Genomic DNA, 26,080 nt, shown 5'->3' with positions numbered 1-26,080 from the left:
GAACGACAGCGACCCTCTTATGCGCACTTTACGAGATATCAACGAATTACGCAGCACGCTTAGCGAATACCGTCAGCGTGGCCAACGCATTGCCTTAGTACCCACAATGGGCAATCTCCATCAAGGCCATTTGGCGCTTGTGGCCAATGCCCGCCAACACGCGGACGTCGTCGTTTCAAGCCTGTTCGTGAACCCGATGCAGTTTGGCCCAGGCGAAGACTTGGACGCCTACCCGCGCACGTTTGAGGCGGATCAGGCGCAGTTGACAGATGCAGGCTGCGATATTCTCTTCGCCCCTACCGTCAGCGCGCTTTACCCTAATGGTTTGACTTCCCAGACCCGCGTGCATGTTCCCGAGGTAGGTGAAGGGTTATGCGGAGGCTCGCGTCCTGGACACTTTGATGGTGTTTCTACCGTGGTCAGCATGCTGTTTAACCTGGTGCAGCCGGATGTGGCCTGCTTCGGCGAAAAGGATTACCAGCAGCTAGCGGTCATTCGTAAGCTGGTGAGCGATCTGCACATGCCTATCGAGATCATCGGCGTACCGATTGTTCGCGCTGATGACGGTCTAGCGCTCTCCTCTCGTAATGGTTATTTAAGCGAGCTGGAGCGCGCCAAAGCCCCCATGCTATATCGCACCTTATGCGAGTTACGCGATGCGTTAGAGCGCGGCACTCCCTCCGAACAGGTACTACAACAGGGTAAAACAGCACTGTATGATGCTGGCTTTACGCCAGATTACCTTGAGCTGCGTGACACAACGCTTGCCGCTGTGAGCAGCTCGACACGCAGTGCGGTGCTGTTAGCAGCGGCTAAGCTAGGCCCTGCTCGACTTATTGACAATCTCAGCGTGCAGCTCCCAGACGCTGCCACTGACGCTAGCCCGTAGCTAGTTTCGTTATTTAGGAGTTTCTATGCACACGATTATGCTTAAAGCCAAGCTGCATATGGCTCCCGTTACCCACGCGGTACTCAACTACGAAGGTTCCTGTGCCATTGATGGCGAACTGCTAGATATGGCCGGTATTCGCGAAAACGAGCAGATCCAAATCTATAACGTAGAAAACGGCGAGCGTTTTACCACCTACGCGATTCGTGGAGAAGAAGGCTCTCGGCTAATTTCTATCAATGGCGCAGCTGCTCATTTAGCCTCACCAGGTCATCGCATTATTATTTGTAGCTACGCCCACTACTCAGAAGCAGAGCTTGAAAACCACCAACCTGCGCTGGTCTACCTGCAAGAAGGCAATCACGTTAGCCACACCAGTAATGCGATTCCTGTCCAATTAGCCTAAGCCAAGCAGTTGAGTAAGCAGCTATTTAACGGGCCGTTGATCGGCCCGTTTTTATTTGCCTAAAAAAGCGTATTGCCGCAACGCACAACCTTCCCCTATGCTGATAGGTAAGTTTGACACAACATGCTAATAATAATGGATAGGGCAACTCCCTTCTGGAGCTTCTATCCTCACTAGGAACGTTGCGTTACTTACCCAAGGAGTCATCATATGCAAGACGTGGTTATTGTCGCTGCTCGCCGCACCGCCGTAGGAAGCTTTGGTGGATCACTCGCTGGCATTCCGGCAAGCGATTTAGGTGCATTGGTTATTAAAGACATTCTCGCCTCTACCGGCGTTGCCCCAGAGCAAATTGATGAAGTGTTGCTCGGCCAAGTACTGACAGCGGGCGTCGGCCAAACCCCCGCCCGCCAGGCGGTTATTAAAGCTGGCTTACCAGAATCTGTACCCGCTATGACCATCAACAAAGTGTGTGGCTCTGGCCTTAAAGCACTGCATTTAGCGACTCAAGCCATTCGTTGTGGCGACGCAGAGATTATTCTGGCCGGTGGTCAGGAAAACATGTCTGCTTCCCCCCATATCCTGCCTAACTCGCGTAACGGCCAGCGCATGGGTGACTGGAAAGCAATTGATTCCATGGTTCACGATGGCCTGTGGGATGCGTTCAATAACTATCACATGGGCATTACCGCTGAAAATCTGGCGGAAAAATACAGCATCACTCGCGAAGCGATGGACGAGTTCGCCGCGGCCTCTCAGCAGAAAGCCGCTCAAGCTATTAGAGATGGTAAATTCAAAGGTCAGATCGTTCCTGTGGAAATTCCGCAGCGCAAAGGCGACCCAGTCGTGTTTGATACTGATGAAAACCCACGGGAAGTTACCGCTGAAAAGCTGGGTGGCATGCGCCCCGCGTTCAAGAAAGACGGCACCGTTACCGCCGGTAACGCTTCATCCTTAAACGATGGCGCCGCCGTGGTAATGCTCTGTTCAGCAGAAAAAGCCAAAGAACTTGGCTTAGAGCCACTGGCGCGTATTGCCGCTTACTCTAACGCTGGCGTTGACCCAGCCATCATGGGCATTGGCCCAGCCCCGGCCACCCGCCGCTGCCTCGAAAAAGCTGGTTGGAGCCTGGATGACCTTGACCTAGTAGAAGCTAACGAAGCATTTGCTGCTCAAGCGCTTTCCGTCAATAAAGAGCTGGGCTGGGATGTCAGCAAAGTGAATGTTAACGGCGGTGCTATTGCTCTTGGCCACCCGATTGGTGCTTCTGGCTGTCGTATCTTGGTCAGCCTGTTGCATGAAATGATCGCACGTGATGCCAAGAAAGGTCTCGCTACCCTGTGTATCGGCGGCGGCCAAGGCGTTGCACTGGCGATTGAGCGCCCTTAAACGGCCCTACCCAACGCTTGATTAGCTGAAGCGAATGAAAGCCCCCACTAATGAATGGGGGCTTTTTTGTTCGCTTATTTTGCCTAACGACGTTTCTCGCCGACCACGCTGGCTGGCGTGCGTAGCACCAATAGTGCGCCCAGCAGAAATAGCCCCGATGCCGCCCACATGGCAATGGGCAGGCTAGTGCCATCGACGATACGCCCACCAAACATGGCCCCTAAGCCAATCGACATATTAAACGTAAATGCCATCAGCGCGGTGGCGGCCTCGGTATTCGGCGCGGTGCGCAGTATCCAGGTTTGAATACTCACTGACACACTGCCAAAAACAGCACCCCATACCATTAGCAGCAGCACGCCGCTAGTAGGCTGAACACCCAGCAGCGGGAATATAGCTACCACGAGCAGTAAAAGGCTAGGAATAGCCAACACGGCCCGATAAGGGTGACGCCCAGCAAAGATGCCTGCTGCTATATTGCCCATAATGCCCGCCGCACCGTAGAGCAGCAGCAAGCTACCGACATGGCGCTGAGCCACGCCGCTAATGTCCTGCAGAATGGGGCTAATAAAGGTATAAGCAGCAAAGTGCCCCACGACGACAAAACCAGTGGTTAACACCGCGACGCGCACACCACGATTGCTAAACTGTTGCGCTAACACTCGCAGTCGTACCGGCTCTCTTGGCGGCAATGGCGGTAGCCAACACCACAGCGCAATAGCAGTTAACAGACTCAGCCCACCAAGTGCGCCAAATGCCACCCGCCAGTTGCTCAGGTCTCCCAGCAGCGTGCCTAGCGGCACCCCCAACACGGACGCAGCGGCCACACCTCCGAAAATAATCGTCATGGCCTTGGCAACCTGATCGCTGGGCACCAGCCTTGGGGCAATACTGCCCGCAATAGCCCAAAAGCCACCGATGCTGATCCCCACCAGCACACGAGCTGCCAGTAGTAACCCAAAGTTGCTGGCCACCGCTGAAAGCGCGCTGCCAATCACCATCACAATCATCATCAACGTGAGCATGATGCGTCTATCTAGCCGGCCTACCGCTACCGGTAACAGCGGCGCTGAGAAAGCGGCAACCACCCCCGGCACGGTGACCATAAGACCTGCCATACCAGGCGTGACGCCCATTGATGACGCTACCTGGGACAGCAACCCAATAGGTAGTTGCTCAGCCGTCACCAATAAAAAAATGCCGATCATCACGGCCACTACCGCCCACCAACGCGGCGCTTGCTCCTGCTCCATGGCTTTTTCTCTTTTCCTATACAGCCTATAAAACGACACCGCCCCCGCAACTGAAAGCTGCGGGGGCGGTCGTTACGTCTGCATCGCTTTAGTTAGCGACGTCCGCCTCGGCAGCGGCAAAAGCCGCTTTCTCTTCCTCGGTGATCTCTTTGATTGAGAGTTTCACCCGGTTGCGGTTGTCGATATCCAATACTTTCACAATCACATCATCGCCTTCATTTAAGAAGTCGCGCACGTTGTTAACGCGCTCGGCAACAATTTGCGATATGTGAACCAAGCCGTCGGTACCCGGCATGATGTTGACGAAAGCGCCGAAGTCCGCAATGCGAACTACTTTACCGTTGTAAAGCTTACCAATTTCCGCTTCCGCGGTAATTGCTAGCACGGTATCAATGGCTTTTTTGGCCGCCGCTTTATCTTCAGCGTAGATGCGTACGGTGCCATCATCATCCAGATCAATGGAGGCGCCGGTATCTTCACAAATTTTGCGAATCGTCGCGCCGCCTTTACCAATCACATCACGAATCTTATCCGGATCAATTTTGATTGTCGCCATGGACGGCGCATTTTCCGACACATCGGTACGGCTCTGGCTGATCACGTCATTCATCTGAGCAAGGATACTGATGCGAGCGTCGTAAGCCTGCTGCAGCGCCTTCTCCATGATCTCTTCGTTGATGCCTTCAATCTTAATGTCCATTTGCAGGGCGGTCACACCCTCTTCAGAACCGGCAACTTTGAAGTCCATATCACCCAGGTGATCTTCGTCACCCAGGATATCGGTCAATACCGCATAGCCGTCTTCATCTTTCACCAAGCCCATGGCAATACCTGCCACCGGCGCTTTTAACGGCACACCAGCATCCATCAGCGCAAGTGAGGTACCACACACCGACGCCATAGAGCTTGAGCCATTAGATTCGGTGATTTCCGACACCACACGGATCGTGTAGGGAAAAACGTCTTCTGACGGCAGCATCGCTTGAACGCCGCGGCGTGCTAAGCGGCCATGGCCAATTTCACGACGCTTTGGCCCGCCAAAAAAGCCGGCTTCACCGACACAGTAAGGAGGGAAGTTGTAGTGCAGCATAAAGCGGTCTTTACGCTCCCCTTCCAGGGATTCGATCAGCTGTGAGTCACGCAGGGTGCCCAAGGTAGCGATCGCGATTGCCTGGGTCTCACCACGGGTAAATACCGCCGAACCGTGGGTCTTAGGCAAAACACCTACTTCAATCGCCAGCGGACGCACGGTGGTGTTGTCACGGCCATCAATGCGTGGTTCACCTTTTACGACACGAGAGCGTACAACGCGCTTCTCAAGGCCAGCAAAGGCACCCTTCACGTCATCTTTGCTGAATTTGCCTTCTGTTTCTTCGCCTTCAGCGGCGACTAGCTGTGCGACCGCTTCATCTTTCAATGCTGACAATGCATCTTGAGGAGCCATTTTGTCAGTGATGCGGTAGGCATCACCCACTTTAGCTTCAAAGGCATTGGCCATGGCCGTTTTCAGCGCTACATTTTCTTCAGTTGGCTGCCAATCCCAACGCGGCTTGCCTGCTTCTGCGACCAGCTCTTTAATCGCACTAACAGCTACCTGCATTTCCTGGTGACCAAACAGCACGGCACCCAGCATTTCGTCTTCAAGCAGTTCCTGAGCTTCCGACTCCACCATCAATACGGCGTTTTCGGTACCGGCAACAACCATGTCCAGCTCAGAGGTTTTCAGCTCTTCGACCGTTGGGTTTAGGAAGTAACCTTGCTCTTCGTTAAAGCCCACGCGTGCCGCACCAATCGGGCCGTTGAATGGCACGCCAGCAATACTCAGCGCCGCTGAGGTGCCCAGCAGTGCCGCGATATCCGGGTCATGATTACGGTCAGTCGACAGAACGGTACAGATGACCTGCACTTCGTTCATAAACCCTTTAGGAAACAGCGGACGGATCGGACGATCAATCAGACGCGAAGTGAGGGTTTCTTTCTCAGTAGGACGCCCTTCACGCTTGAAGAAGCCGCCGGGGATCTTGCCTACTGCGTAAGTTTTTTCTTGGTAGTGTACCGAGAGTGGGAAGAAGGGCTGATTAGGATTCGCTTCTTTTTTAGCCACAACCGTACACAGTACGACAGTTTCATCCATGGTCACCATAACGGCGCCCGTGGCTTGGCGAGCGATACGCCCAGTTTCTAGGGTGACGGTGCTACGACCGTATTGAAACGTTTTTTTTACCGGATTCACGGCGACTTCCTTTAACATTAATATCTACTTGTCTTTTTGCTTGGGTCGTTTTGACTCGCCACCATTCTAGGCGCTGTGGCGCCATACGGCTACCAGAAAAAAAAAAAAGGGCAGCCCACAAGGGGGCTGCCCGTTTTTAATCGTTGCCGTTAACGCTTAACGACGCAGACCTAAACGCTGAATCAGAGACTGATAGCGTTCAAAATCTTTACGCTTCAGGTAATCCAGCAGCTTACGACGCTGGTTTACCATGCGAATCAGACCACGACGAGAGTGGTGATCCTGCTTGTTGGTTTTGAAGTGGTCCTGCAGGCCATTAATGTTGGCGCTCAGCAGTGCAACCTGAACTTCAGGGGAACCGGTATCGTTATCGCCGCGGCCGTATTCGTTGACGATCTCGGCCTTCTTCTCAGCGGTTAATGCCATCTGTCTCTCCAGTAAGCAATATGCCTAAAAAATGAATGGTTGAGACCACGCATATTTGCAGTCTCAGGCGACTATCTTCACGTACAATTTTCGCGTAAATCGCTACATCCTTGCAACGTTTTACGAGATAGCGACGGTACTTAACAGTCGCTTGGGAGCTACTTCCTGAGCCCCTTTTACAACGCCGAGGCCGATAAACGTCTCAGCGTAATAAAGTCTTGCCAGCGCGTCAGGCTCAAGCGCACCAATGGCTAAACTAGCCGACTGGCCATGTGCAAGACGCCCGAAAGCCGTTTCATCTACCGTCAGCGACGGAAAATGATCCACCAGCACATCTGCAGGCATCAGTTCAGCCTCGCGGGTGGCTTGGTCTGCCAGCGCTTCAAGGTCTTCCAGTGTCCACATTGCATCGCCGGTAAAGGGACCCGTTTTGAGCCTTCTCAACTGACTAATATGGGCACCACAGCCCAGCGCATGACCAATATCTTCAGCCAAGGTGCGAATGTACGTGCCTTTGCTACAGCTGACTTCAAGTTCGAAGGCCGTGCCCTCGAACGCAAGCAGCCGCGCATCATACACGCTTACTCGCCGCGCTGCACGCTCAACGTGCTTACCCTCGCGGGCCAGCTCATAAAGCTTTTTGCCTTGATGCTTCAATGCCGAATACATCGGCGGCACTTGGTCAATCTCGCCGTGAAAGCGAGCTAGGACTGACTCGACATCTTCAGCCGTTAAGCTGGGAATCTCGCGCCGTTCAATGACCGTGCCTTCGGCATCGCCGGTGTCGGTGATCACCCCCAGCTCTACGCGGGTGCGATACATCTTGTCGGCTTCTAACAGGTGCGCGGAAAACTTAGTGGCCTCCCCAAGGCAAATAGGTAACAAGCCTGTTGCCATAGGGTCCAACGTGCCAGTATGACCGGCTTTCTGCGCCTCAAACAGACGGCGCACACGCTGCAGCGCATGGTTGCTGGAAATGCCCTTAGGCTTATCCAGCAGCAGTACACCGTTAACCGGTAATCCGCGACGGCGACGTGCCATTAGCGCGTCTCCTCACCATTGTCATTGTCGCTACCCTCTTCATCATCATGCTGACGTGCACGGTCAGTTGACACTGCTTCGTCGATCAGTGATGAGAGGTGCTGGCCACGCACTACGCTTTCATCGTAATGAAAGCGCAGTTCAGGTACGTGACGCAGCTTAATACGTTTGGCAATTTGGCTTCTTAGAAAGCCTCCAGCGCGCTTTAGCACCTGCAGGTTTTCTTTGATACGCGCGGGATCTTGCTCACCCAATAAAGTGACATAGATATCGGCGTAGCCAAGATCACGGCTGACGGTTGCACCGCTTACCGTAATCATCCCCAAACGCGGGTCTTTTACTTCGCGTTGGATCAGTACCGCCAGCTCCTTTTGGAGCTGGTCAGCTACTCGGTCGGTACGCTTAAATTCGCGCATGATTGCTCCTCGCGGCCTTACAGGCTGCGCTCGACCTTAACTTGGTCGAAGACTTCGATCTTGTCGTTGACCTGAACATCGTTGTAGTTCTTCACGCCGATGCCACACTCCATACCGTTACGCACTTCTTGAACGTCATCTTTGAAGCGGCGTAGCGACTCGAGCTCACCTTCGTAAATCACAACGTTATCACGCAGTACGCGGATACGCTTGCTGCGCGATACGGTGCCTTCGACAACCATACAGCCAGCCACCGCACCAATTTTCGGCGCGCGGAACACGTCGCGTACTTCGGCCACGCCCACGATCTCTTCTTTCCACTCGGGAGCAAGCATACCGCTCATCGCCTGCTTGACCTCATCGATCAGCTGGTAGATGACGCTGTAGTAGCGCAGATCCAGACCTTCACGTTCGATGATTTCACGAGCAGCAGCGTCAGCACGGACGTTGAAGCCGACAACGATAGCTTCAGAAGCAAGCGCCAAGTTGGCATCGGTACCGGTGATACCGCCAACACCCGAGGAGACCACGGCAACTTCAACTTCACCCGTGGAGAGCTCTTCTAGGGCACCCTTAATCGCTTCCAGCGAGCCTTGAACGTCGGCTTTCAGAACGATGTTGACCTTGGCCACTTCGTCTTGGCCCATCTGGCTAAACATGTTCTCCAGCTTGGCCTTCTGCTGACGCGCCAGGCGCACTTCGCGGTATTTGCCTTGACGGAAGTTAGCCACTTCACGGGCTTTCTTTTCATCGGCAACGACCATGAAGTCATCACCCGCATCCGGTGTACCATCCAAACCTTGGATTTCAACCGGCATAGCAGGACCAGCGGTATCAACTTGCTTGCCCAGTTCGTTGGTAAGCGCACGAACGCGACCGTAATGCAGGCCTGCAAGAACGATATCGCCTTTCTTCAACGTTCCGTTTTGCACCAGAACGGTGGCTACCGGACCGCGACCTTTATCAAGACGCGATTCGACAACAACACCTTTACCAGGCGCAGAAGGCACAGCCGTCAGTTCGAGTACTTCAGACACTAGCTGAATAGCTTCCAGCAGCTCTTCGATACCTTCGCCGGTATGTGCGGAGACATGCACAAACTGAGTATCGCCGCCCCACTCTTCGGAGATCACACCATGCTGTGAAAGCTCATTCTTAATGCGATCCAGATCGATGCCTTGCTTGTCGATCTTGTTCACCGCCACCACCATAGGTACTTCAGCAGCTTTGGAGTGCTCGATCGCTTCAATCGTCTGAGGCATCACGCCGTCGTCAGCAGCAACAACCAGGATAACGACGTCAGTCGCTTTAGCACCGCGGGCACGCATTGCGGTAAACGCTGCGTGGCCGGGGGTATCCAGGAAGGTAACGCCGCCGTGGTTGTCTTCCACATGGTAAGCACCGATGTGCTGAGTAATACCACCCGCTTCGCCAGTGGCGACTTTCGCGCGACGGATATAATCCAGCAGTGATGTTTTACCGTGGTCAACGTGGCCCATCACGGTGACTACCGGTGAACGGGTGATCTCTTCGCCTTCGTAGGAGATGCCTTCCAGCATTTCCGTTTCCAGCGCATCGTCTTTCACCAATTTGACCTTGTGGCCCATCTCTTCCACAACGATGGCCGCAGTATCCTGGTCAATCGTTTGGTTGATGGTCACGGCCGCGCCCATGTTGAACATGGCCTTGATCACTTCATTGGCTTTGATCGACATTTTGTCGGCCAGCTCAGCAACGCTGATCGACTCAGGGATCGAGACTTCGCGCACGATCGGCTGGGTCGGCTTTTGGAAAGCATGCTTGCCGTTGCCGCTCTGGCTGGCACCACCACGGCGACCGCCGCGGCGCTCGGCACGCTTTACTTTCTTGCCGCCGCCACCGCGCTTACGCTCTTCGCGATCACCACGATCATCCTCGTCATCACGGCCTTTTTTCTTCGCCGCTGCCTTTTTAGGAGGCGCTGTACGACGATCTGTGCGTCCCTCTTTAGGCGGCGCAGGCGGTAGATCATCAGGTGCCGGCGTGTCATCGATTTGAAGCTCAGGCACAGCGATATTGGGCACTTCAGCCGCTTTTGCCTTGGCTTTTTCTTCCTCAGCTTTACGTGCGGCATCTTCTGCTGCTTTCGCTTTAGCAGACGCGGCCTTCTCTTCAGCTTCGCGAACATCGCGAGCTTTACGCTCGGCTTCCGCTTCTGCCATATCACCTACCAACTGACGCGGGCCAGAATGCTTAGGCTCGGGAGCTTTCGGCTTATCGTCTTCAGCGCTTTTAACGTACGTTTTCTTCTTACGTACCTGCACTTCGATCGTTTTGCCACGCTCGCCAGTTTTAATACGGCTGCGGGTTTTGCGCGTCAGCGTAATGCGGTTTTTGCTAGCATCGCTGTCACCGCCGCCATGACTTTTCTTCAAAAAGCTTAGCAGCGTTTGCTTATCGTCTTCAGACACAGCGTCGCCTTCTGACGCATGCTTTAAACCTGCTTCTTTCATCTGTTCCAATAGGCGGGGCACATCACGGCCCACCTTTACTGCAAAATCTTTAACTGTCATATCTGACATAGTGACCCTCCTCAGCCCGTGACCTTTTACTGTGTGTTCGAATCCGATACGCCATCGTCTTCAAACCAGGGCGCACGGGCAGTCATGATCAGTGCCGCTGCGCGCGCTTCGTCCAACTCCTCGATATCGACCAGATCGTCGACAGACTGCTCGGCGAGATCTTCCATGGTGACGATGCCTCGACTAGCCAGAATGAAGGCCAGGTGGCGCTCCATGCCGTCCATGTCCAGCAAATCGTCTGCTGGTTGGGCACCGTCTAGCGCTTCCTCCGAGGCAATCGCCATCGTCAGCAGCTCGTCTTTCGCTCGTGCGCGCAGCTCTTCCACCAAATCTTCATCGAACTCTTCGATTTCGAGCATCTCTTCAAGCGGCACGTAGGCAACTTCTTCCAGGGTGGTAAACCCTTCTTCTACCAATAGGCGGGCAACATCTTCGTCCACTTCCAGGTGCTGAACAAAGGAGTCCACCAGGCTATCAATTTCCTGCTCACGCTTTGACTCAGCTTCATCTTCGGTCATCACGTTAATGCGCCAGCCGGTTAGCTCAGAGGCTAAGCGCACGTTCTGGCCGCTACGACCAATGGCCTGAGCCAGATTGTCTTGAGCAACGGCCACATCCATGGCGTGAGCATCTTCGTCAACCAGGATAGACGCCACATCGGCGGGTGCCATGGCATTTATCACCAACTGCGCCGGATTGTCGTCCCACAGCACAATATCGACACGCTCATTTTGCAGCTCTGACGACACTGCCTGTACGCGAGAACCGCGCATACCAACACACGCACCAACAGGATCGATACGACGGTCGTTAGTTTTAACGGCGATTTTGGCCCGCGATCCTGGATCGCGCGCCGCGCCTTTAATTTCAATCAGCTGTTCAGCGATTTCTGGCACTTCAATTTTGAACAGCTCAATAATGAACTCAGGACAGGTACGTGACAGTTGTAGCTGCGCACCACGCGCCTCTGGATCCACTTTCACTAACAACGCGCGTACCCGCTCATTCATGCGGTAGCGCTCACCGTGGATCATTTCGTTACGCGGCAAGAACGCCTCTGCGTTTTCGCCCAGGTCAATGATCAACCCGTCACGGGTGGTTTTCTTGACAATCCCCGCCACCAACTCGCCTTCGCGGTCGGCGTACTGACGAACAACTTCAGCGCGTTCGGCTTCACGTACCTTTTGAACGATGACCTGCTTTGCTGTTTGCGCAGCGATACGGCCAAACACGGCATTTTCAATCTTTTTCTCAACCACATCGCCTAGTTTAAGCGGCGGATCACGCTGCTCGGCGATGGTTTCTTTGATTTCATAATCAGGTGTTTCAAATTCGTCATCTTCGACAACGGTCCAGTAGCGGAACGTATCGTAGTCGCCCGTGCGGCGATCGATATGCACACGCACATTGGCTTCTTCTTGATCAAAACGCTTGCGTGACGCGCTGGCTAGCGCGGCTTCAACCGCTTCAAAAATAACATCGCGGGGGACGCCTTTTTCGTTAGAGATCGCGTCCACGACCATTAAAATTTCTTTACTCATGCGTTTGCCTCGCCAGAAAACCTGTCCTTTTGTGCATCACCCCGGCAGCCTGCCGGAAGCCGCCACCCGTTTATTCGTCGAATTGCGGGACGACGTGCGCAGAATCGATGCTTTCGATTGGAAAACAGAACTCTTCGCCATCCAGCTGTAGCAGTACCTCATCGCCTTCGACACCAGCGAGAAGGCCTTGATATTTACGCCGTCCATCAAAAGCCACGCGCAATTTGAGCGCTACGTGGTGGCCTTGATAACGAATAAATTGATCCAGGGTATATAAGGGACGTGCCATACCGGGCGACGAGACTTCCAAGCGGTATTCGCCAGGAATAGGGTCTTCCACATCCATAACGGCACTGACTTGGCGACTAATATCAGCGCAGTCTTCCACGCTGACGCCGCTTTCGCGTTCGATATAAATCCCCAGCCGCGAATGCTTGCCCTGGGAAAGATGGTCGATACCCCATAGCTCAAAACCCATAGCGGCTACGACAGGTTCGATCAGCGCGTGAAGCGCAGCGTGTTTTGTGGCCACAGACAAAGCTCCTATAGCCGTTGCATCAGGCACCTGGCCAGGAGTTGAATGAAAAGCTAGGTGGCTGATTGGCGTTACCCGGAAATGTGTCTCTGGCAATTCGGAAGACATCCGCTCTGGAGACACTCTTGGCTCTCGAAAAGCTACTAACAAAAAGCCCCTTCACAGGAAGGGGCTTTTCGAAAGAAACCTGTAATACCACCTAATAACATGCTTCGGCTTTCGCCGCCGTCCAATCATCATCGAGATTAACTAATATCAAGACTTATTTGGACAATTAATCATGCTACTAGTAAATGGTAGCGGGGACCGGATTTGAACCGATGACCTTCGGGTTATGAGCCCGACGAGCTACCAGACTGCTCCACCCCGCATCAATCTAGGTCGACGATAATAGACACTTGAATCACTTTCGTCAACCTTTCTTTTCAAGTGCGTTTTTCGTCTTAGGTGCCAATCCCTACTTTTTTGACAAAAGCTCATTTAATGAAGCTTATTTGACAAAATAACTCTGGGAAGCTGGTAAACCAGCAAAACAGATGGTGCCGAAGGCGGGACTTGAACCCGCACGACCATACGGTCACTACCCCCTCAAGATAGCGTGTCTACCAATTCCACCACTTCGGCAACAGGGGAGGCTAAAAAAAGCAGTATCAATATGTTACTCGCTGCTTTCCTCTAGCACTGGCGCGGTATTATCCATACTTGCAGGGCCATCGTCAAGCGTTGGAATATTGCGCTGCTGCTCAATTAGCCGAGAATCGGGGATACCAGCCTCGGGCGCTTGTCCTGCCTGGGTCGCAAAATAAGCCAACGCCATTGAGGTAACAAAAAAGCCGGCGGCTAAAAGCCCCGTTGCGCGGGACAAAAAGTTACCGCTACCCCGCGAACCAAACACAGTTTGCGATGCACCGCCACCAAAGGCAGCACCAGCTTCAGCACCTTTACCCTGCTGAAGCAGGATGAGCACAACCAAGGCGATCGCAATCACCACGTGAACCATAAGAATTGCAACTTGCATGGGATTATCCTGCTGACTGACAAATGGCGTAGAAATCGTCGGTTTTGAGCGAAGCGCCGCCCACTAAACCGCCGTCGATATCCGGCTGAGCGAGCAGCTCAGCCGCATTGTTTGCATTCATGCTGCCGCCGTAAAGCAACTTAAGCTGCTCGGCTAGCGTTTTATCAAACCCAGCTTGGTAGGTACGAATCCCAGCCATCACTTCCTGAGCCTGCTCGGGCGTTGCTGTGCGCCCAGTCCCAATTGCCCATACGGGCTCATAGGCAATGACAATCTTAAGCCGCTGAGCTGGCTCTAAACGCGCCATTGCATAGCCAACTTGCCGCAACACAACATCCATAGTGCTACCGGCATCGCGTTCCTCTAAGGTTTCACCAACACAAAGAATCGGCGTTAGGCCGACATCAAGTGCGGCTACCAAGCGGTCAAACACCTGCTCGTCGCCTTCTTTATAAAGCTGGCGACGCTCAGAGTGCCCGACCAGCACATAGCCCACATCAAACTCTTTAAGCATACGCCCACTGATTTCACCCGTATGCGCACCCGAGTGTTGAGGATTGAGCGTCTGCGCTCCTAACTGTAACGGCGTATTTTGGAAAGCACTGCGCGCTGCTTCCAAATAGGGAAACGGCGGAATAACAACAACGTCGATATCAGTAGGCAGCTTAGCCGCGGTGAAGGCGTCTCCAAACGCTTGAATCAACGCCGTGGAACCGTTCATTTTCCAGTTACCGGCAATTAATGGCGTACGCATCGATTATCCTCACTCAAGGTGGAGCGAAATGGTATAGGAGCGGCCTTGTCAAGACAACCGCTGATATACAGGTTAGTTAGTTAGAGGCGCTGGCAAGCCCGCCCATCTACCATCACACGAATTAGCGGCTCAGCGCCCGACAGCCGAAGCAGCGCTCGCAACCTGGGCACCCAAGCCCATTTTCAAGTGCAGCAACCACTTCTTGTAAGGCTGTACCGTCACGAAGTCATCTCCTTATTTAGCGGCGGCTCGCAGCCTTCCTGAAGCACCGCCCATGCCATATTAACGGCATCTACCGTGGGCCCCACATCATGTACACGCAAAATATTGGCGCCACGTTCGACCGCCATGGCCGCTAACGCAAGACCACCGGCCAAGCGTTCTTCCACTGGACGGCCCAATACTTTGCCAATCATGCTTTTCCTCGACATGCCCACTAACAGCGGTAACTCCAGTGTCTGAAGTTCATCCATGTATTTCAGCAGACGTAAGTTATGCTCAATGGTTTTGCCAAAACCAAAGCCAGGATCCACCAGCAGACGGCTACGACGAATTCCAGCAGCCTCACACGCCGCTATACGCTCAGCAAGATAGTCGGCAACCACTCGCTCAACTGGCTGACCGTAATACGGCGACTGCTGCATATCCTGAGGCTCGCCCTGGCGATGCATTAAGCAAACCGGCAGACCAGTACTTGCCGCAGCGCCCAGCGCACCCTCACGCTCTAGCGCTCGCACATCGTTAATCATACCAGCGCCAAGCGCGCTTACTTCGCGCATGACGGCGGGACTGCTGGTATCCACTGACACCAGCGCATCTAGCTCGCGCACCAACGCTTCAACCACAGGTGCCACGCGGTCTAATTCTTCTTGCTCTGATACAGGGCTAGCCCCGGGGCGTGTCGACTCCCCACCCACGTCAATCATCGCCGCACCTTCCGCCAGCATTCGCTCAGCATGGTGCAGTGCACTATCCAATCCAACGTGCTGCCCACCATCAGAGAAGGAGTCCGGAGTAACATTCAGAATACCCATTACCCGTGGGAACGAAAGATCTAGCGAATGGCGCCCACAGCGCAAGTGATATGCGCTATCCGCTACCCGAGAAGGCGATGAAGAGTCAACTATCGGTTTCATGCTGCGGCCTGCTAAAAGAAAAACGTGTCTGCAATTGCTTCACAGCATAACAAAAAGGCGCCCCATGATGGGACGCCTTTACTAACATCACTAGCACTCACACTTCTTAAGGGCCTGCGGGGCCGCCTAGCGGGTCAGAAGGACGGCGGCGTGGCTCGCCGTCATCTTCTTCGCCATCATCGCCAGACGCACCAGGAGGGGTGCCGGCATCATCGGCTTTTTCTCCGACCTTTTCGTCAGGCTTGTCATCGCTAACACGCGTGCCGCCACCTGATGAATCACCGTCGTTCCAGCCCTCTGGCGGACGCGGATCGCGCCCTTCCATAATATCTTTCAACTGATCGGCATCGATGGTTTCGTACTTCATCAGCGCTTCGGCCATAGCGTCTAGCTTATCGCGGTTATCTTCCAAAATCTGACGCGCTTGCTCGTAACACTCATCGATAATCTTGCGCACTTCTTTATCGAGACGAGAAGTGGTTTCGCCAGACTTCAGCTTCCCGCCACTCTGACCAGGGCCTCCGAGGAATTGATGAGACTCATCCTCGTCATACATAATCGGGCCCATTTCATTTGACAGCCCCCACTTAGCGACCATGTTATGGGCGAGCTCGGTGGCACGCTTGATATCGTTTGAAGCACCAGTGGTCACACCGTTAGCACCCAGCGTCATCTCTTCGGCAATACGGCCACCGAACAGCGAGCAGATTTGGCTGAGAATTTGCTGACGCGACAAACTATAACGATCTTCTTCCGGCAAGAACATCGTGACACCCAGCGCACGACCGCGCGGGATGATCGTCACTTTGTAAACAGGATCATGCTCAGGCGCTACAAAGCCAATAATGGCATGACCTGATTCATGATATGCCGTGTTGAGCTTCTCTTTATCGGTCATGACCATCGATTTGCGCTCAGCGCCCATCATGATCTTGTCTTTAGCGAGTTCCAGCTCTTCCATGGCAACCAGGCGTTTGTTACGACGGGCTGCAAACAGTGCGGCCTCGTTGACCAAGTTCGCAAGGTCCGCACCAGAGAAGCCTGGCGTACCGCGCGCAATCAGCTGCGGCTTAACATCATCAGCCAGCGGCACTTTGCGAAGGTGAACACCCAAAATGTGTTCACGACCACGAATGTCCGGCAGGCCAACCGTTACTTGACGGTCGAAACGACCTGGACGCAGCAGCGCAGGATCAAGAACATCGGGGCGGTTAGTGGCCGCGATGACGATGACACCTTCATTAGCTTCGAAGCCATCCATCTCTACCAGCAACTGGTTGAGTGTCTGCTCACGCTCATCGTTGCCGCCGCCCATACCAGCACCACGTGAACGGCCAACCGCATCAATTTCATCAATAAAGATAATGCAAGGCGCTTGCTTCTTGGCTTGCTCAAACATGTCACGAACACGAGAAGCACCAACGCCCACAAACATTTCGACGAAGTCGGAACCTGAGATAGAGAAAAACGGCACTTTAGCTTCGCCCGCGATGGACTTAGCCAGCAGCGTTTTACCCGTTCCTGGCGGGCCTACCATCAATACACCACGGGGGATTGTGCCACCCAGGCGCTGGAATTTAGTAGGGTCGCGCAAGAAGTCTACAAGTTCTTCAACTTCTTCTTTTGCCTCATCGCAACCTGCCACATCGGCAAATGTTGTCTTAATCTGATCCTGGGAAAGCAGCTTAGCTTTCGACTTACCGAAGCTCATCGGGCCGCCTTTGCCGCCACCAGCACCACCCTGCATCTGGCGCATGAAAAACATAAAAATGGCCAGGATAAGCAAAATCGGGAAGCTCGCAATCAGCAAACGCGTCCAGATGCTTTGCTGCTCAGGCTCTTTACCGACAACGGTCACATTGTTACTTAGCAGATCATCCATCAGTTTAGGATCTTCCGCCGATGGGCGAATGGTCTGGAACTGAGAACCGTCCGTACGCTCACCAGTGATGGTATAGCCATCAATCGTGACACTACGTACCTGCTGATTTTGCACCTGCTGCACAAACTGAGAGTAGTTGGTGGTTTGCGGTGCGCTTTCCGTACTGAAATTGTTGAACACTGTCAGTAGAACGGCCGCGATGACCAACCACAGAATCAGGTTCTTCGCCATATCGTTCAAGGGGCTACCCTCATTACAAGAATCCGTCAGTTAACCGCTAATACTCAGACCTTACACTAGAGCTTAACGTTCAACCATTGCCAAAGCACATTTCGCTTTGGGCCATCTGTGTCACGTTCGTCCAATGTGCATAATGTGACACAATTTACGCCTGCCTGTCTGGCAATCGTGGTGATAAATCTTTGCTATTACCCGCTAGCACGCCTATTGGCTAGCACAGGGCCACGTCTCTTAGCCACGAAACCCTTCCGCCAAAAAATAGACTTCCCGCGAGCGCGCCCTCGAAGCATCCGGCTTGCGAGTCACAACACGATCAAAGCTACTTCGGAGCTCTTTCAAATAGGTATCAAATCCTTCGCCTTGGAATACCTTAGCCAGAAAACGCCCACCAGGCGGTAGCGTTTCTCGCGCAAGCTCCAAAGCGAGTTCGACAAGGTACATTGCCTGTGGCTGATCAATCGCCGCCATACCACTCATATTGGGGGCCATGTCGGACATCACAAGGTCTACCTGACGATTTCCTAGACGCTCAAGAATCGCGTTAAGCACGCTCTCTTCAGTAAAATCGCCCTGGATAAAGTCAACGCCGGCTAGAGCATCCATCTCTAATATGTCTGACGCTATCACGACACCGTCAGGCCCCACCTTTTCTGCGGCAATTTGACTCCACCCGCCGGGTGCAGCACCGAGATCAATCACCGTCATGCCTGGGCGAAACAGCTTATCCTTATCATCAAGTTCAAGCAGCTTGTAGCTTGCGCGGGAGCGATAGCCATCTTGCCAGCGCTGCTTTACATACTGATCGTCGAAATGTTCTTTCTTCCAGTTGTTGCTGGTCTTGCTCACTGAATGTTTACGGCTTTGGGGCTTTTGCTGCATGTGGGAATCTAACACTGGAATAAGAGATGGGCGCATTCAAGCGATTGCTTTCACTTAACGGCATTTCACCGTAAGATGGAGCGTTAAGCGCTAACCGGGATACCGCAAGATACCATGAGCTTGTCACAGGCACAAAAGAAAGCATTTCGTAGCATTGGCCACCACCTTAATCCAGTGGTCACCGTTTCTGAGAACGGCGTCTCCGAAAATTTGCTCGCAGAACTCAGCCGCGCGCTCAACGATCACGAGCTCATCAAAGTGAAGCTCGCTATTCCAGAGCGTGAAGACCGCGTCGCAATGCTCAATGAGCTGGTCGCCGACAGTAACGCTGAGCTAGTACAAACCATTGGCAAAATGGCGCTACTCTATCGCCGCAACCCAAAGGTAAATCCAAAGCTTTCCAACATCACGCGTTTTGAAAACCACCACGGGCGGCATTAATCCAAGCGTGGCATGTTAAATATACGTGAATCTAAAAGGCCCGCGATGCAACCCATCGCGGGTCTTTTAGTGTGCTGGATAGCAGGTTTCGGGCGCCATAAAGACGCCCACCCGCTTCACAGCGATAAATCAGAGATGCTCAACACTCTCAATTTCGTACTCAACATCACCGCCAGGTGTTTTCACCACCACCACATCGCCCTCTTCTTTCCCAATCATCGCGCGAGCGATAGGCGAGGTCACGGAAATGCGCCCCTCTTTAATATTGGCTTCATCTTCACCAACAATGCGATAGGTAACGCTGGCGTCGCTATCCAGGTTCAGCAAAGACACGGTAACCCCAAAGATCACCTTGCCGGTTTTCGGTAGCTTAGTAACGTCAATTACCTGCGCACCTGAAAGCTTGCTTTCAATTTCCTGGATACGGCCTTCAATAAAACCCTGCTGCTCGCGAGCGGCGTGGTATTCGGCGTTCTCTTTGAGATCGCCATGCTCACGCGCTTCAGCGATAGCAGCAATCACCTGGGGACGGGCTTCGCCCTTCAAATGATTAAGCTCTTCGCGAAGACTTTTTTCTCCCGCTACCGTCATCGGGACCTTGTTCATTGACTTGCTCCTGCATGCAGATCCTGAAGGCGCCGCACCGTAATCTCCCTACCGTACTCAAGCGCCATGCAAACAGCATTAGCGCCCGCCAAGGTGGTCGCATAGGGCACCTTGCGCGCGAGAGCAGTACGGCGAATAATTGAAGAGTCGTTAATAGCCTGACGACCTTCAGTCGTGTTCACGATGTAGGCGATTTCGTCGTTCTTCAACAGATCGACGATATGGGGACGGCCTTCGTAGACTTTATTGACGTGCTCCACTTCCAGTCCAGCAGCTTCAAGTGCCTCTGCCGTACCGCGCGTTGCACATAGTGTGAAGCCCAATGTTAGCAGAGAACGTGCCACTTCGATAATCCCCTGCTTGTCTGGCTCACGCACCGAAAGGAACGCTTTGCGGTCGCCACTCAACGCAGGGATGGCTTCGCCAGCGCCTAACTGCGCTTTAAAGAAGGCTTCTGCAAAGGTCTCGCCAGAGCCCATCACTTCACCCGTCGACTTCATCTCGGGCGACAGAATCGGGTCAACGCCCTGGAACTTGTTGAACGGGAAGACCGCCTCTTTCACGCTATAGAAGTGCGGGATAATTTCGCGCTCAAAGCCCTGCTCGGCCAGTGTTTTCCCCGCCATGCAGCGCGCCGCAATCTGCGCCAGCGAGGTGCCAATGCACTTAGACACAAACGGTACGGTACGCGATGCACGAGGGTTAACCTCGATGACATAAATTTCGCCATCCTGCCACGCTAGCTGCACGTTCATCAGACCTTTAACGCCCAGCTCAACGGCCATTTTCTTGACCTGCTCGCGCATTTCATCCTGCACATCGGCAGGCAACGAGTAAGGCGGCAATGCACAGGCGGAATCACCAGAGTGAACCCCCGCTTGCTCAACGTGCTGCATAATGCCGCCAATCACCACCTGCTGACCATCAGATACGGCGTCGATATCAATCTCGATTGCTGCACTCAAGAAGTGATCAAGCAGGACAGGGGAGTCGTTAGATACCTTCACCGCATTGGTCATGTAGTTTTCAAGCTCGGAGGCGTCATAAACGATCTCCATCGCCCGTCCACCTAGCACGTAACTAGGACGCACCACCAGCGGGTAGCCAATGGCCTCCGCCTTGGAAAACGCCTCTTCAAAGCTGCGGGCGGTGGCGTTGGGCGGCTGCTTCAAGCCTAGCTTGTCGATCATCACCTGGAAGCGCTCGCGGTCTTCAGCGCGGTCAATGGCATCCGGCGTGGTGCCGATAATCGGCACGCCTGCTGCCTCTAGCTCACGAGCAAGCTTCAACGGCGTTTGACCACCGAACTGAACAATCACGCCTACCGGCTTCTCTTTGTCGGCAATTTCCAACACATCTTCAAGCGTCACCGGCTCGAAGTAGAGGCGATCAGAGGTGTCGTAGTCGGTAGAAACGGTTTCCGGGTTGCAGTTGACCATGATGGTTTCATAGCCGTCATCGCGCATGGCGAAGGCAGCGTGAACACAGCAGTAATCGAATTCGATACCTTGACCGATACGGTTAGGACCGCCACCCAATACCATAATTTTCTGGCGATCCGAGACATCCGCTTCGCACTCCTCTTCATAGGTGGAGTACATATAAGCGGTATCTGAGGCAAATTCCGCAGCACAGGTGTCGACACGTTTATAAACCGGACGAATGCCCGCCGCCTGACGCGTTTTACGGAACTCTTTTTCAGACACGCCCAGCAGCTTAGCCAAACGCGCATCACCAAAGCCTTTGCGTTTAAGTTGGTAAAGCTCGCGAGCAGAGAAATCGGCCAGGGCGCGCTTGGCGACGGCATTTTCAGTCAGCACCAGATCTTCCAACTGCACCAGGAACCAAGGATCAATATTAGTGAGCGCAAATACCTCATCAACACTCATTCCTGAGCGCATGGCGTCAGCCACATAGAAAATACGCTCGGCACCGGCGGCCTGCAGCTCACCCTGAATGATCGCCATGTTGTCTGGCGTGAAATCGGTGATGATCGGATCAAGGCCATCGTTACCGGTTTCCAGACCGCGCAGCGCTTTCTGCAGCGACTCTTGGAACGTACGGCCAATCGCCATCACTTCGCCAACCGACTTCATCTGGGTAGTCAGGCGGTCGTTTGCCTGGGGGAATTTCTCGAAGGTAAAGCGCGGAATCTTAGTGACGACATAATCGATTGATGGCTCAAACGACGCGGGCGTGCGGCCACCGGTAATATCGTTTTGCAGCTCATCCAGGGTATAACCTACTGCCAGCTTGGCAGCGATTTTAGCAATCGGGAAGCCAGTGGCCTTAGATGCCAGCGCCGACGAGCGCGATACCCGCGGGTTCATCTCGATAACCACTAGGCGACCAGTTTTTGGGTCCATACCAAACTGTACGTTGGAGCCGCCGGTTTCTACACCAATCTCGCGCAGTACCGCCAGGCTAGCGTCACGCATGATCTGGTACTCTTTGTCGGTCAGCGTTTGCGCTGGCGCGACGGTAATCGAGTCACCGGTGTGGACGCCCATCGGATCGAAGTTTTCAATCGCACAGACAATGATGCAGTTGTCATTCTTATCCCGCACCACTTCCATCTCGTACTCTTTCCAACCCAGCAGCGACTCATCAATCAACAGCTCGTGGTTGTTGGAAAGCTCGAAACCGCGGGTGCAGATCTCTTCGAACTCTTCTTTGTTATACGCCACACCGCCGCCGGAGCCGCCCATGGTGTAAGAAGGACGAATAATGGTCGGGAAGCCGAGTTCCGCCTGAATCTCCCAGGCTTCATCCATGGTGTGCGCCACCTTGGCTTTCGGGCACTCCAAACCAATACGCTTCATGGCTTGATCGAACAGATCGCGATCTTCAGCCATGTTAATCGCATCGGCGTTGGCACCAATCATCTCGACGCCGTACTTTTCCAGCACGCCATGCTTTTCAAGGTCAAGCGCGCAATTCAGCGCCGTCTGACCGCCCATGGTGGGTAAAATCGCGTCGGGACGCTCGACTTCAATAATCTTCTCAACCGCTTGCCAAGTAATCGGCTCGATGTAGGTGGCATCGGCCATGGCCGGATCGGTCATGATAGTAGCCGGGGTGGAGTTCACCAAAATAACCCGGAAGCCTTCTTCACGCAGCGCTTTACACGCCTGGGCGCCAGAGTAGTCAAATTCGCAGGCCTGGCCGATGACAATCGGGCCAGCGCCAATGATAAGAATGCTGTTGATATCGGTACGCTTAGGCATAACGGTTCCCGCAAAATAAGTGACGATGAGCGACAAAAAACGGCGTTACATAGCTGCCATCAAGGGCAGCGTTAGCGACGCGCCTGCATCATGGCAATAAAGCGATCAAACAGCGGTGCCACATCACGCGGGCCAGGGCTAGCTTCCGGGTGCCCCTGGAAGCTAAACGCCGGTCGGTCGGTGCGCTCAATCCCTTGCAGTGTGCCATCGAACAACGAACGATGCGTAGCGCGCACGTTAGCCGGCAAGGTCGCTTCATCGGCAGCAAAGCCATGGTTTTGGCTGGTGATCATTACCGTGCCGGACGCTAAATCTTGCACCGGATGGTTGGCACCGTGGTGGCCGTGGCCCATTTTGACGGTTTTGGCACCCGAGGCCAGCGCCAGCAACTGGTGGCCAAGACAAATGCCAAATATCGGCGTATTGGTTTCCAGTACTTCTTGAATCGCCTTGATGGCGTAGTCACAAGGCTCGGGGTCACCTGGGCCGTTAGCCAAAAAGACGCCATCCGGATTCATTGCCAATACCTCAGCAGCAGGCGTTTGTGCCGGCACAACCGTCAACCGGCAGCCGCGCGCGGCCAGCATACGCAGGATGTTAAATTTCACACCGAAGTCATACGCCACCACGTGGTAAGGACGCTCATTTTTGGTAGTATCAGCGTAGCCCTCGCCCAACGTCCACTCGCCTTGGGTCCATTCGTAAGCCTCTTTGCACGAGACTTCCTTGGCCAGATCCATGCCCTTCAACCCAGGAAATGCCTTCGCTGCCGCCAATGCCCGCTCTACCGCATCATCGCCTTCTGCTTCTGCACCCGCCAGAATCGCGCCGTTTTGCGCGCCTTTATCACGCAGAATGCGCGTTAAACGGCGAGTATCGATATCCGCAATGCCCAGCACATTTTGGCTTTTCAGATAATCAGAAAGGCTTTGCTCAGAACGGAAACTGCTGGCTAACAGGGGTAGATCACGAATTACCAAGCCCGCTGCGGCAATTGATGCGGATTCCACATCTTCGGAATTAATGCCGGTATTGCCGATATGAGGATAAGTCAGCGTGACGATTTGGCGGGTGTAAGAAGGGTCAGTGAGGATTTCCTGGTAGCCGGTCATGGCTGTATTGAACACCACCTCACCGCTTGTGGCTCCTTCCGCGCCAATGGCAATTCCATGAAACACACTGCCATCTTCCAGGGCCAATATCGCGGGTTTGCTCAATGCGGGGTTATTCAAGACAAGTTCTCCCATGCTGGTGGGAGCCTGTGGGCGCAGGCTCGGCGATCCGGTTTGTCGGCGTTTGCGTGCAAACGTCGGGTCGTAAAAAAGCGGGACGAAGCCGATAGTAAAAAATCGGTTTCATCCCGCTTGTTGTTCTCTTCCGTGGCTAATGGCCATGGCGCAGCATTTTAGCTGACTATTTTCTCTAACCTAAGGCCAGTGCAACAAGCGCGGTGCTTTCTCTACATCCACATATTCCACACCTACAGGCGTGTGTTTAATGCAGATATGTTGCTGCTTTTTGCAGCCACTGGGCCAAAATTTTTGGAATGTTACAGGATTTATCGACCTTAGGCTAGCCCTAAAACTACCGATGACCTTATACATAACATTTTACTTGCGCAGCCAGCATGCCACTCCCTCCAGCCCATCGATAAGCGCAGACGACGACTGTCGCCCGACAACTTTTCTGTATACATAATTAATATATTTGGTTGCCTTTTTGGTGTTTTTTTGTCTACGCTTGTTCGAGTTGACCAAATGGTCAACTCTGTTTTTTCGATAGCTCACCCAATAAATACAAAGAGAATATCGTCATGCCACAAAGCCCAACGCCGTATTCCGGCTCTCCTCCCACCCAGGCAACAAACGCCTTGGATCATTACTTCAATGTCAGTCGCCGCGGCTCCTCGGTGAAAACCGAAGTTCTCGCAGGCATCGCTACTTTTCTTGCCGGGATGTATATCATCGTGGTCAACCCAGCCATTCTATCCGATGCTGGCATTCCCTTCTCTGCGGCACTCTCCGCCACTGTGGTCATCAGCTTTTTTAGCAGCTTGGCCATGGGCCTGTATGCTCGCAACCCGATTTTAGTTGCCCCCGGCATGGGCATGAATGCGCTTTTCACCTACACCCTGGTGCTTGGTGCAGGGTTGTCGTGGGAAGTTGCTCTGGGATGTGTATTCTGGTCAGGAGTACTGTTCGCCGTTCTTGCGCTGTTCAACGTTCGCGAAGCCATCATCGAGGCCATTCCAGCCTCATTGCGCTATGCCATCACCTGTGGGATAGGCCTATTTATCACTTTTATTGGGCTCAAGAATGCTGGGTTTATCGTTGCCAACCCCGCAACCCTTATTAGCCTCGGTGATCTAGATGCCAGTCTAATAACCTTCTTTATCGGCCTGATGGTCACAGCGATATTGGTCATTCGCGGTTTTAATGGCGCCCTAATCTTAGGCATCGCCCTAACCACTCTGCTGGCAGCTCCTATGGGACGGCTGTGGAGCGACGAAGTATTAGTAGCCTGGCAAGGCCTAGCCGCATGGCCAGATTTCTCGGCAGTGATGAAGGTGGACATTCTAGGTGCCCTCAAGGTGGCTTACCTACCGTTCATTTTCGTGATGCTGTTCACTAACTTCTTCGACTCACTGTCTTGCTTTATGGCCCTGTCCGAGTCTGCTGACCTCAAAGATGCCAACGGCAATCCACGCAACCTTAAACGCTCAATGACAGTGGATGCTTTCGCATCGATGATTGCCGCTCCACTCGGCACCAGCGCTGCACAAACCTTTATCGAATCCGGTGCCGGTGTCGCCCAGGGTGGCCGCACAGGACTCACGGCAGTCGTTATTGGCGTGTTGTTCCTGCCTTTCTTGTTTCTCTCGCCGTTGCTGTCCCTAGTCCCCAGCATCGCGACCGCCCCAGCTCTTGTTCTGGTGGGGCTGTTCATGATGGCGCCGATTGGAAAGATCGATTGGAGCCGCCTCGAAGAGGCCTTCCCCGCATTCCTGGCCATCATATTAATGCCGCTGACTTACTCCATCACCCTGGGCATCGCCTTTGGTTTTATCAGCTTTGTGCTGATCCGGCTTGCCACCGGCAAGTTGGACGAGATTAAGCCTGCCATGTGGGTCTCAGCCCTGCTAGCGGTAGTTATGTTGCTGACAGCACAGTAGCCAGCTTTCGCGACCACTAGCACCTTAGCCGCAAA

Annotated in this window: 21 protein-coding genes and 2 tRNA genes; 5 read left to right on the top strand and 18 right to left on the bottom strand. The window is 53.6% G+C overall.

Annotation, left to right across the window (positions count from 1 at the left end; all coding sequences use genetic code 11):
* Positions 1-19: 19 nt before the first annotated feature.
* From panC to REH51_RS10845, 3 genes are all read left to right on the top strand, one after another.
* Positions 20-889, top strand: a complete 870-nt coding sequence (gene panC / locus REH51_RS10855; protein ID WP_009723729.1) for a pantoate--beta-alanine ligase — start codon at positions 20-22, stop codon at positions 887-889.
* Positions 890-914: 25 nt separating this feature from the next.
* Positions 915-1,295: an aspartate 1-decarboxylase gene (panD, locus tag REH51_RS10850; protein WP_498935711.1), complete on the top strand. Its 381-nt coding sequence runs from the start codon at positions 915-917 to the stop codon at positions 1,293-1,295.
* 210 nt (positions 1,296-1,505) lie between these two features.
* Positions 1,506-2,684 carry an acetyl-CoA C-acetyltransferase gene (locus REH51_RS10845; RefSeq protein ID WP_498935708.1) on the top strand — a complete coding sequence of 393 codons (1,179 nt, stop codon included), beginning with the start codon at positions 1,506-1,508 and terminating at the stop codon, positions 2,682-2,684.
* Between the two features lie 83 nt (positions 2,685-2,767).
* Here REH51_RS10845 and REH51_RS10840 read toward each other — a convergent pair whose 3' ends face one another.
* The 15 genes from REH51_RS10840 to rlmE form a co-directional block, all read right to left on the bottom strand.
* Positions 2,768-3,937 carry an MFS transporter gene (locus REH51_RS10840; protein ID WP_009723732.1) on the bottom strand — a complete coding sequence of 390 codons (1,170 nt, stop codon included), beginning with the start codon at positions 3,935-3,937 and terminating at the stop codon, positions 2,768-2,770.
* 88 nt (positions 3,938-4,025) lie between these two features.
* A complete protein-coding gene (pnp, locus tag REH51_RS10835; protein WP_498935707.1) occupies positions 4,026-6,188 on the bottom strand; it encodes a polyribonucleotide nucleotidyltransferase in 2,163 nt (720 codons plus the stop codon).
* A 138-nt stretch (positions 6,189-6,326) separates the two neighbouring features.
* A complete protein-coding gene (gene rpsO, locus REH51_RS10830) occupies positions 6,327-6,596 on the bottom strand; it encodes a 30S ribosomal protein S15 (protein WP_009723734.1) in 270 nt (89 codons plus the stop codon).
* 120 nt (positions 6,597-6,716) lie between these two features.
* Positions 6,717-7,637 (bottom strand): tRNA pseudouridine(55) synthase TruB, encoded by a 921-nt coding sequence (truB, locus tag REH51_RS10825; protein ID WP_009723735.1) that lies wholly within the window; start codon positions 7,635-7,637, stop codon positions 6,717-6,719.
* Positions 7,637-8,053 (bottom strand): 30S ribosome-binding factor RbfA, encoded by a 417-nt coding sequence (gene rbfA, locus REH51_RS10820; RefSeq protein WP_009723736.1) that lies wholly within the window; start codon positions 8,051-8,053, stop codon positions 7,637-7,639. The genes truB and rbfA overlap by 1 nt, the downstream gene beginning before the upstream one ends.
* 17 nt (positions 8,054-8,070) lie before the next feature.
* A complete protein-coding gene (infB, locus tag REH51_RS10815; RefSeq protein ID WP_009723737.1) occupies positions 8,071-10,614 on the bottom strand; it encodes a translation initiation factor IF-2 in 2,544 nt (847 codons plus the stop codon).
* Between the two features lie 26 nt (positions 10,615-10,640).
* Positions 10,641-12,155 carry a transcription termination factor NusA gene (gene nusA, locus REH51_RS10810; RefSeq protein ID WP_009723738.1) on the bottom strand — a complete coding sequence of 505 codons (1,515 nt, stop codon included), beginning with the start codon at positions 12,153-12,155 and terminating at the stop codon, positions 10,641-10,643.
* Between the two features lie 70 nt (positions 12,156-12,225).
* Positions 12,226-12,687 (bottom strand): ribosome maturation factor RimP, encoded by a 462-nt coding sequence (rimP, locus tag REH51_RS10805; protein WP_498935705.1) that lies wholly within the window; start codon positions 12,685-12,687, stop codon positions 12,226-12,228.
* Positions 12,688-12,984: 297 nt separating this feature from the next.
* Positions 12,985-13,061, bottom strand: a tRNA-Met gene (locus tag REH51_RS10800).
* A gap of 166 nt (positions 13,062-13,227) precedes the next feature.
* Positions 13,228-13,314 (bottom strand) — tRNA-Leu (locus REH51_RS10795).
* Positions 13,315-13,348: 34 nt separating this feature from the next.
* Positions 13,349-13,708, bottom strand: coding sequence for a preprotein translocase subunit SecG (gene secG, locus REH51_RS10790; protein WP_009723741.1), 360 nt, complete (start codon positions 13,706-13,708; stop codon positions 13,349-13,351).
* A 4-nt stretch (positions 13,709-13,712) separates the two neighbouring features.
* The gene (tpiA, locus tag REH51_RS10785) at positions 13,713-14,462 is read right to left on the bottom strand and encodes a triose-phosphate isomerase (protein WP_009723742.1); all 750 of its coding nucleotides are present in this window, start codon (positions 14,460-14,462) and stop codon (positions 13,713-13,715) included.
* Positions 14,463-14,680: 218 nt separating this feature from the next.
* Positions 14,681-15,598, bottom strand: coding sequence for a dihydropteroate synthase (folP, locus tag REH51_RS10780; RefSeq protein WP_009723744.1), 918 nt, complete (start codon positions 15,596-15,598; stop codon positions 14,681-14,683).
* A gap of 106 nt (positions 15,599-15,704) precedes the next feature.
* Positions 15,705-17,720: an ATP-dependent zinc metalloprotease FtsH gene (ftsH, locus tag REH51_RS10775; RefSeq protein WP_498935703.1), complete on the bottom strand. Its 2,016-nt coding sequence runs from the start codon at positions 17,718-17,720 to the stop codon at positions 15,705-15,707.
* A 231-nt stretch (positions 17,721-17,951) separates the two neighbouring features.
* Positions 17,952-18,599, bottom strand: a complete 648-nt coding sequence (rlmE, locus tag REH51_RS10770; protein WP_498937745.1) for a 23S rRNA (uridine(2552)-2'-O)-methyltransferase RlmE — start codon at positions 18,597-18,599, stop codon at positions 17,952-17,954.
* A 114-nt stretch (positions 18,600-18,713) separates the two neighbouring features.
* On the opposite strand from rlmE, the gene yhbY reads away from it, so the two are divergent.
* Positions 18,714-19,040 (top strand): ribosome assembly RNA-binding protein YhbY, encoded by a 327-nt coding sequence (yhbY, locus tag REH51_RS10765; RefSeq protein ID WP_009723747.1) that lies wholly within the window; start codon positions 18,714-18,716, stop codon positions 19,038-19,040.
* A 129-nt stretch (positions 19,041-19,169) separates the two neighbouring features.
* Here the strand turns inward: yhbY and greA are convergent, their stop codons facing one another.
* The 3 genes from greA to carA all read right to left on the bottom strand — a co-directional run bounded on the left by greA (position 19,170) and on the right by carA (position 24,090).
* Positions 19,170-19,646 (bottom strand): transcription elongation factor GreA, encoded by a 477-nt coding sequence (gene greA / locus REH51_RS10760; protein WP_009723748.1) that lies wholly within the window; start codon positions 19,644-19,646, stop codon positions 19,170-19,172.
* Positions 19,643-22,873, bottom strand: coding sequence for a carbamoyl-phosphate synthase large subunit (carB, locus tag REH51_RS10755; RefSeq protein ID WP_498935701.1), 3,231 nt, complete (start codon positions 22,871-22,873; stop codon positions 19,643-19,645). Before carB ends, greA begins: the two co-directional genes overlap by 4 nt.
* A 71-nt stretch (positions 22,874-22,944) precedes the next feature.
* Positions 22,945-24,090 carry a glutamine-hydrolyzing carbamoyl-phosphate synthase small subunit gene (gene carA, locus REH51_RS10750; RefSeq protein WP_009723750.1) on the bottom strand — a complete coding sequence of 382 codons (1,146 nt, stop codon included), beginning with the start codon at positions 24,088-24,090 and terminating at the stop codon, positions 22,945-22,947.
* Positions 24,091-24,686: 596 nt separating this feature from the next.
* Between carA and REH51_RS10745 the strand changes: the two genes are divergently transcribed.
* Positions 24,687-26,045 (top strand): NCS2 family permease, encoded by a 1,359-nt coding sequence (locus REH51_RS10745; RefSeq protein WP_009723751.1) that lies wholly within the window; start codon positions 24,687-24,689, stop codon positions 26,043-26,045.
* Positions 26,046-26,080 lie beyond the last annotated feature (35 nt).

Source organism: Halomonas bluephagenesis (genome assembly GCF_054790765.1).
The sequence above is the reverse complement of the archived record's forward strand: the minus strand, read 5'-3'. Positions and strand labels throughout refer to the sequence as shown.

What these genes read in the sequence shown, in the direction of transcription:
- panC (WP_009723729.1), top strand. Translation starts at nt 20, where the DNA reads ATGCGCACTTTACGAGATATCAACGAATTACGCAGCACGCTTAGCGAA.
- panD (WP_498935711.1), top strand. Translation starts at nt 915, where the DNA reads ATGCACACGATTATGCTTAAAGCCAAGCTGCATATGGCTCCCGTTACC.
- REH51_RS10845 (WP_498935708.1), top strand. Translation starts at nt 1,506, where the DNA reads ATGCAAGACGTGGTTATTGTCGCTGCTCGCCGCACCGCCGTAGGAAGC.
- REH51_RS10840 (WP_009723732.1), bottom strand. Translation starts at nt 3,937, where the DNA reads ATGGAGCAGGAGCAAGCGCCGCGTTGGTGGGCGGTAGTGGCCGTGATG.
- pnp (WP_498935707.1), bottom strand. Translation starts at nt 6,188, where the DNA reads ATGTTAAAGGAAGTCGCCGTGAATCCGGTAAAAAAAACGTTTCAATAC.
- rpsO (WP_009723734.1), bottom strand. Translation starts at nt 6,596, where the DNA reads ATGGCATTAACCGCTGAGAAGAAGGCCGAGATCGTCAACGAATACGGC.
- truB (WP_009723735.1), bottom strand. Translation starts at nt 7,637, where the DNA reads ATGGCACGTCGCCGTCGCGGATTACCGGTTAACGGTGTACTGCTGCTG.
- rbfA (WP_009723736.1), bottom strand. Translation starts at nt 8,053, where the DNA reads ATGCGCGAATTTAAGCGTACCGACCGAGTAGCTGACCAGCTCCAAAAG.
- infB (WP_009723737.1), bottom strand. Translation starts at nt 10,614, where the DNA reads ATGTCAGATATGACAGTTAAAGATTTTGCAGTAAAGGTGGGCCGTGAT.
- nusA (WP_009723738.1), bottom strand. Translation starts at nt 12,155, where the DNA reads ATGAGTAAAGAAATTTTAATGGTCGTGGACGCGATCTCTAACGAAAAA.
- secG (WP_009723741.1), bottom strand. Translation starts at nt 13,708, where the DNA reads ATGCAAGTTGCAATTCTTATGGTTCACGTGGTGATTGCGATCGCCTTG.
- tpiA (WP_009723742.1), bottom strand. Translation starts at nt 14,462, where the DNA reads ATGCGTACGCCATTAATTGCCGGTAACTGGAAAATGAACGGTTCCACG.
- folP (WP_009723744.1), bottom strand. Translation starts at nt 15,598, where the DNA reads ATGAAACCGATAGTTGACTCTTCATCGCCTTCTCGGGTAGCGGATAGC.
- rlmE (WP_498937745.1), bottom strand. Translation starts at nt 18,599, where the DNA reads ATGCAGCAAAAGCCCCAAAGCCGTAAACATTCAGTGAGCAAGACCAGC.
- yhbY (WP_009723747.1), top strand. Translation starts at nt 18,714, where the DNA reads ATGAGCTTGTCACAGGCACAAAAGAAAGCATTTCGTAGCATTGGCCAC.
- greA (WP_009723748.1), bottom strand. Translation starts at nt 19,646, where the DNA reads ATGAACAAGGTCCCGATGACGGTAGCGGGAGAAAAAAGTCTTCGCGAA.
- carB (WP_498935701.1), bottom strand. Translation starts at nt 22,873, where the DNA reads ATGCCTAAGCGTACCGATATCAACAGCATTCTTATCATTGGCGCTGGC.
- REH51_RS10745 (WP_009723751.1), top strand. Translation starts at nt 24,687, where the DNA reads ATGCCACAAAGCCCAACGCCGTATTCCGGCTCTCCTCCCACCCAGGCA.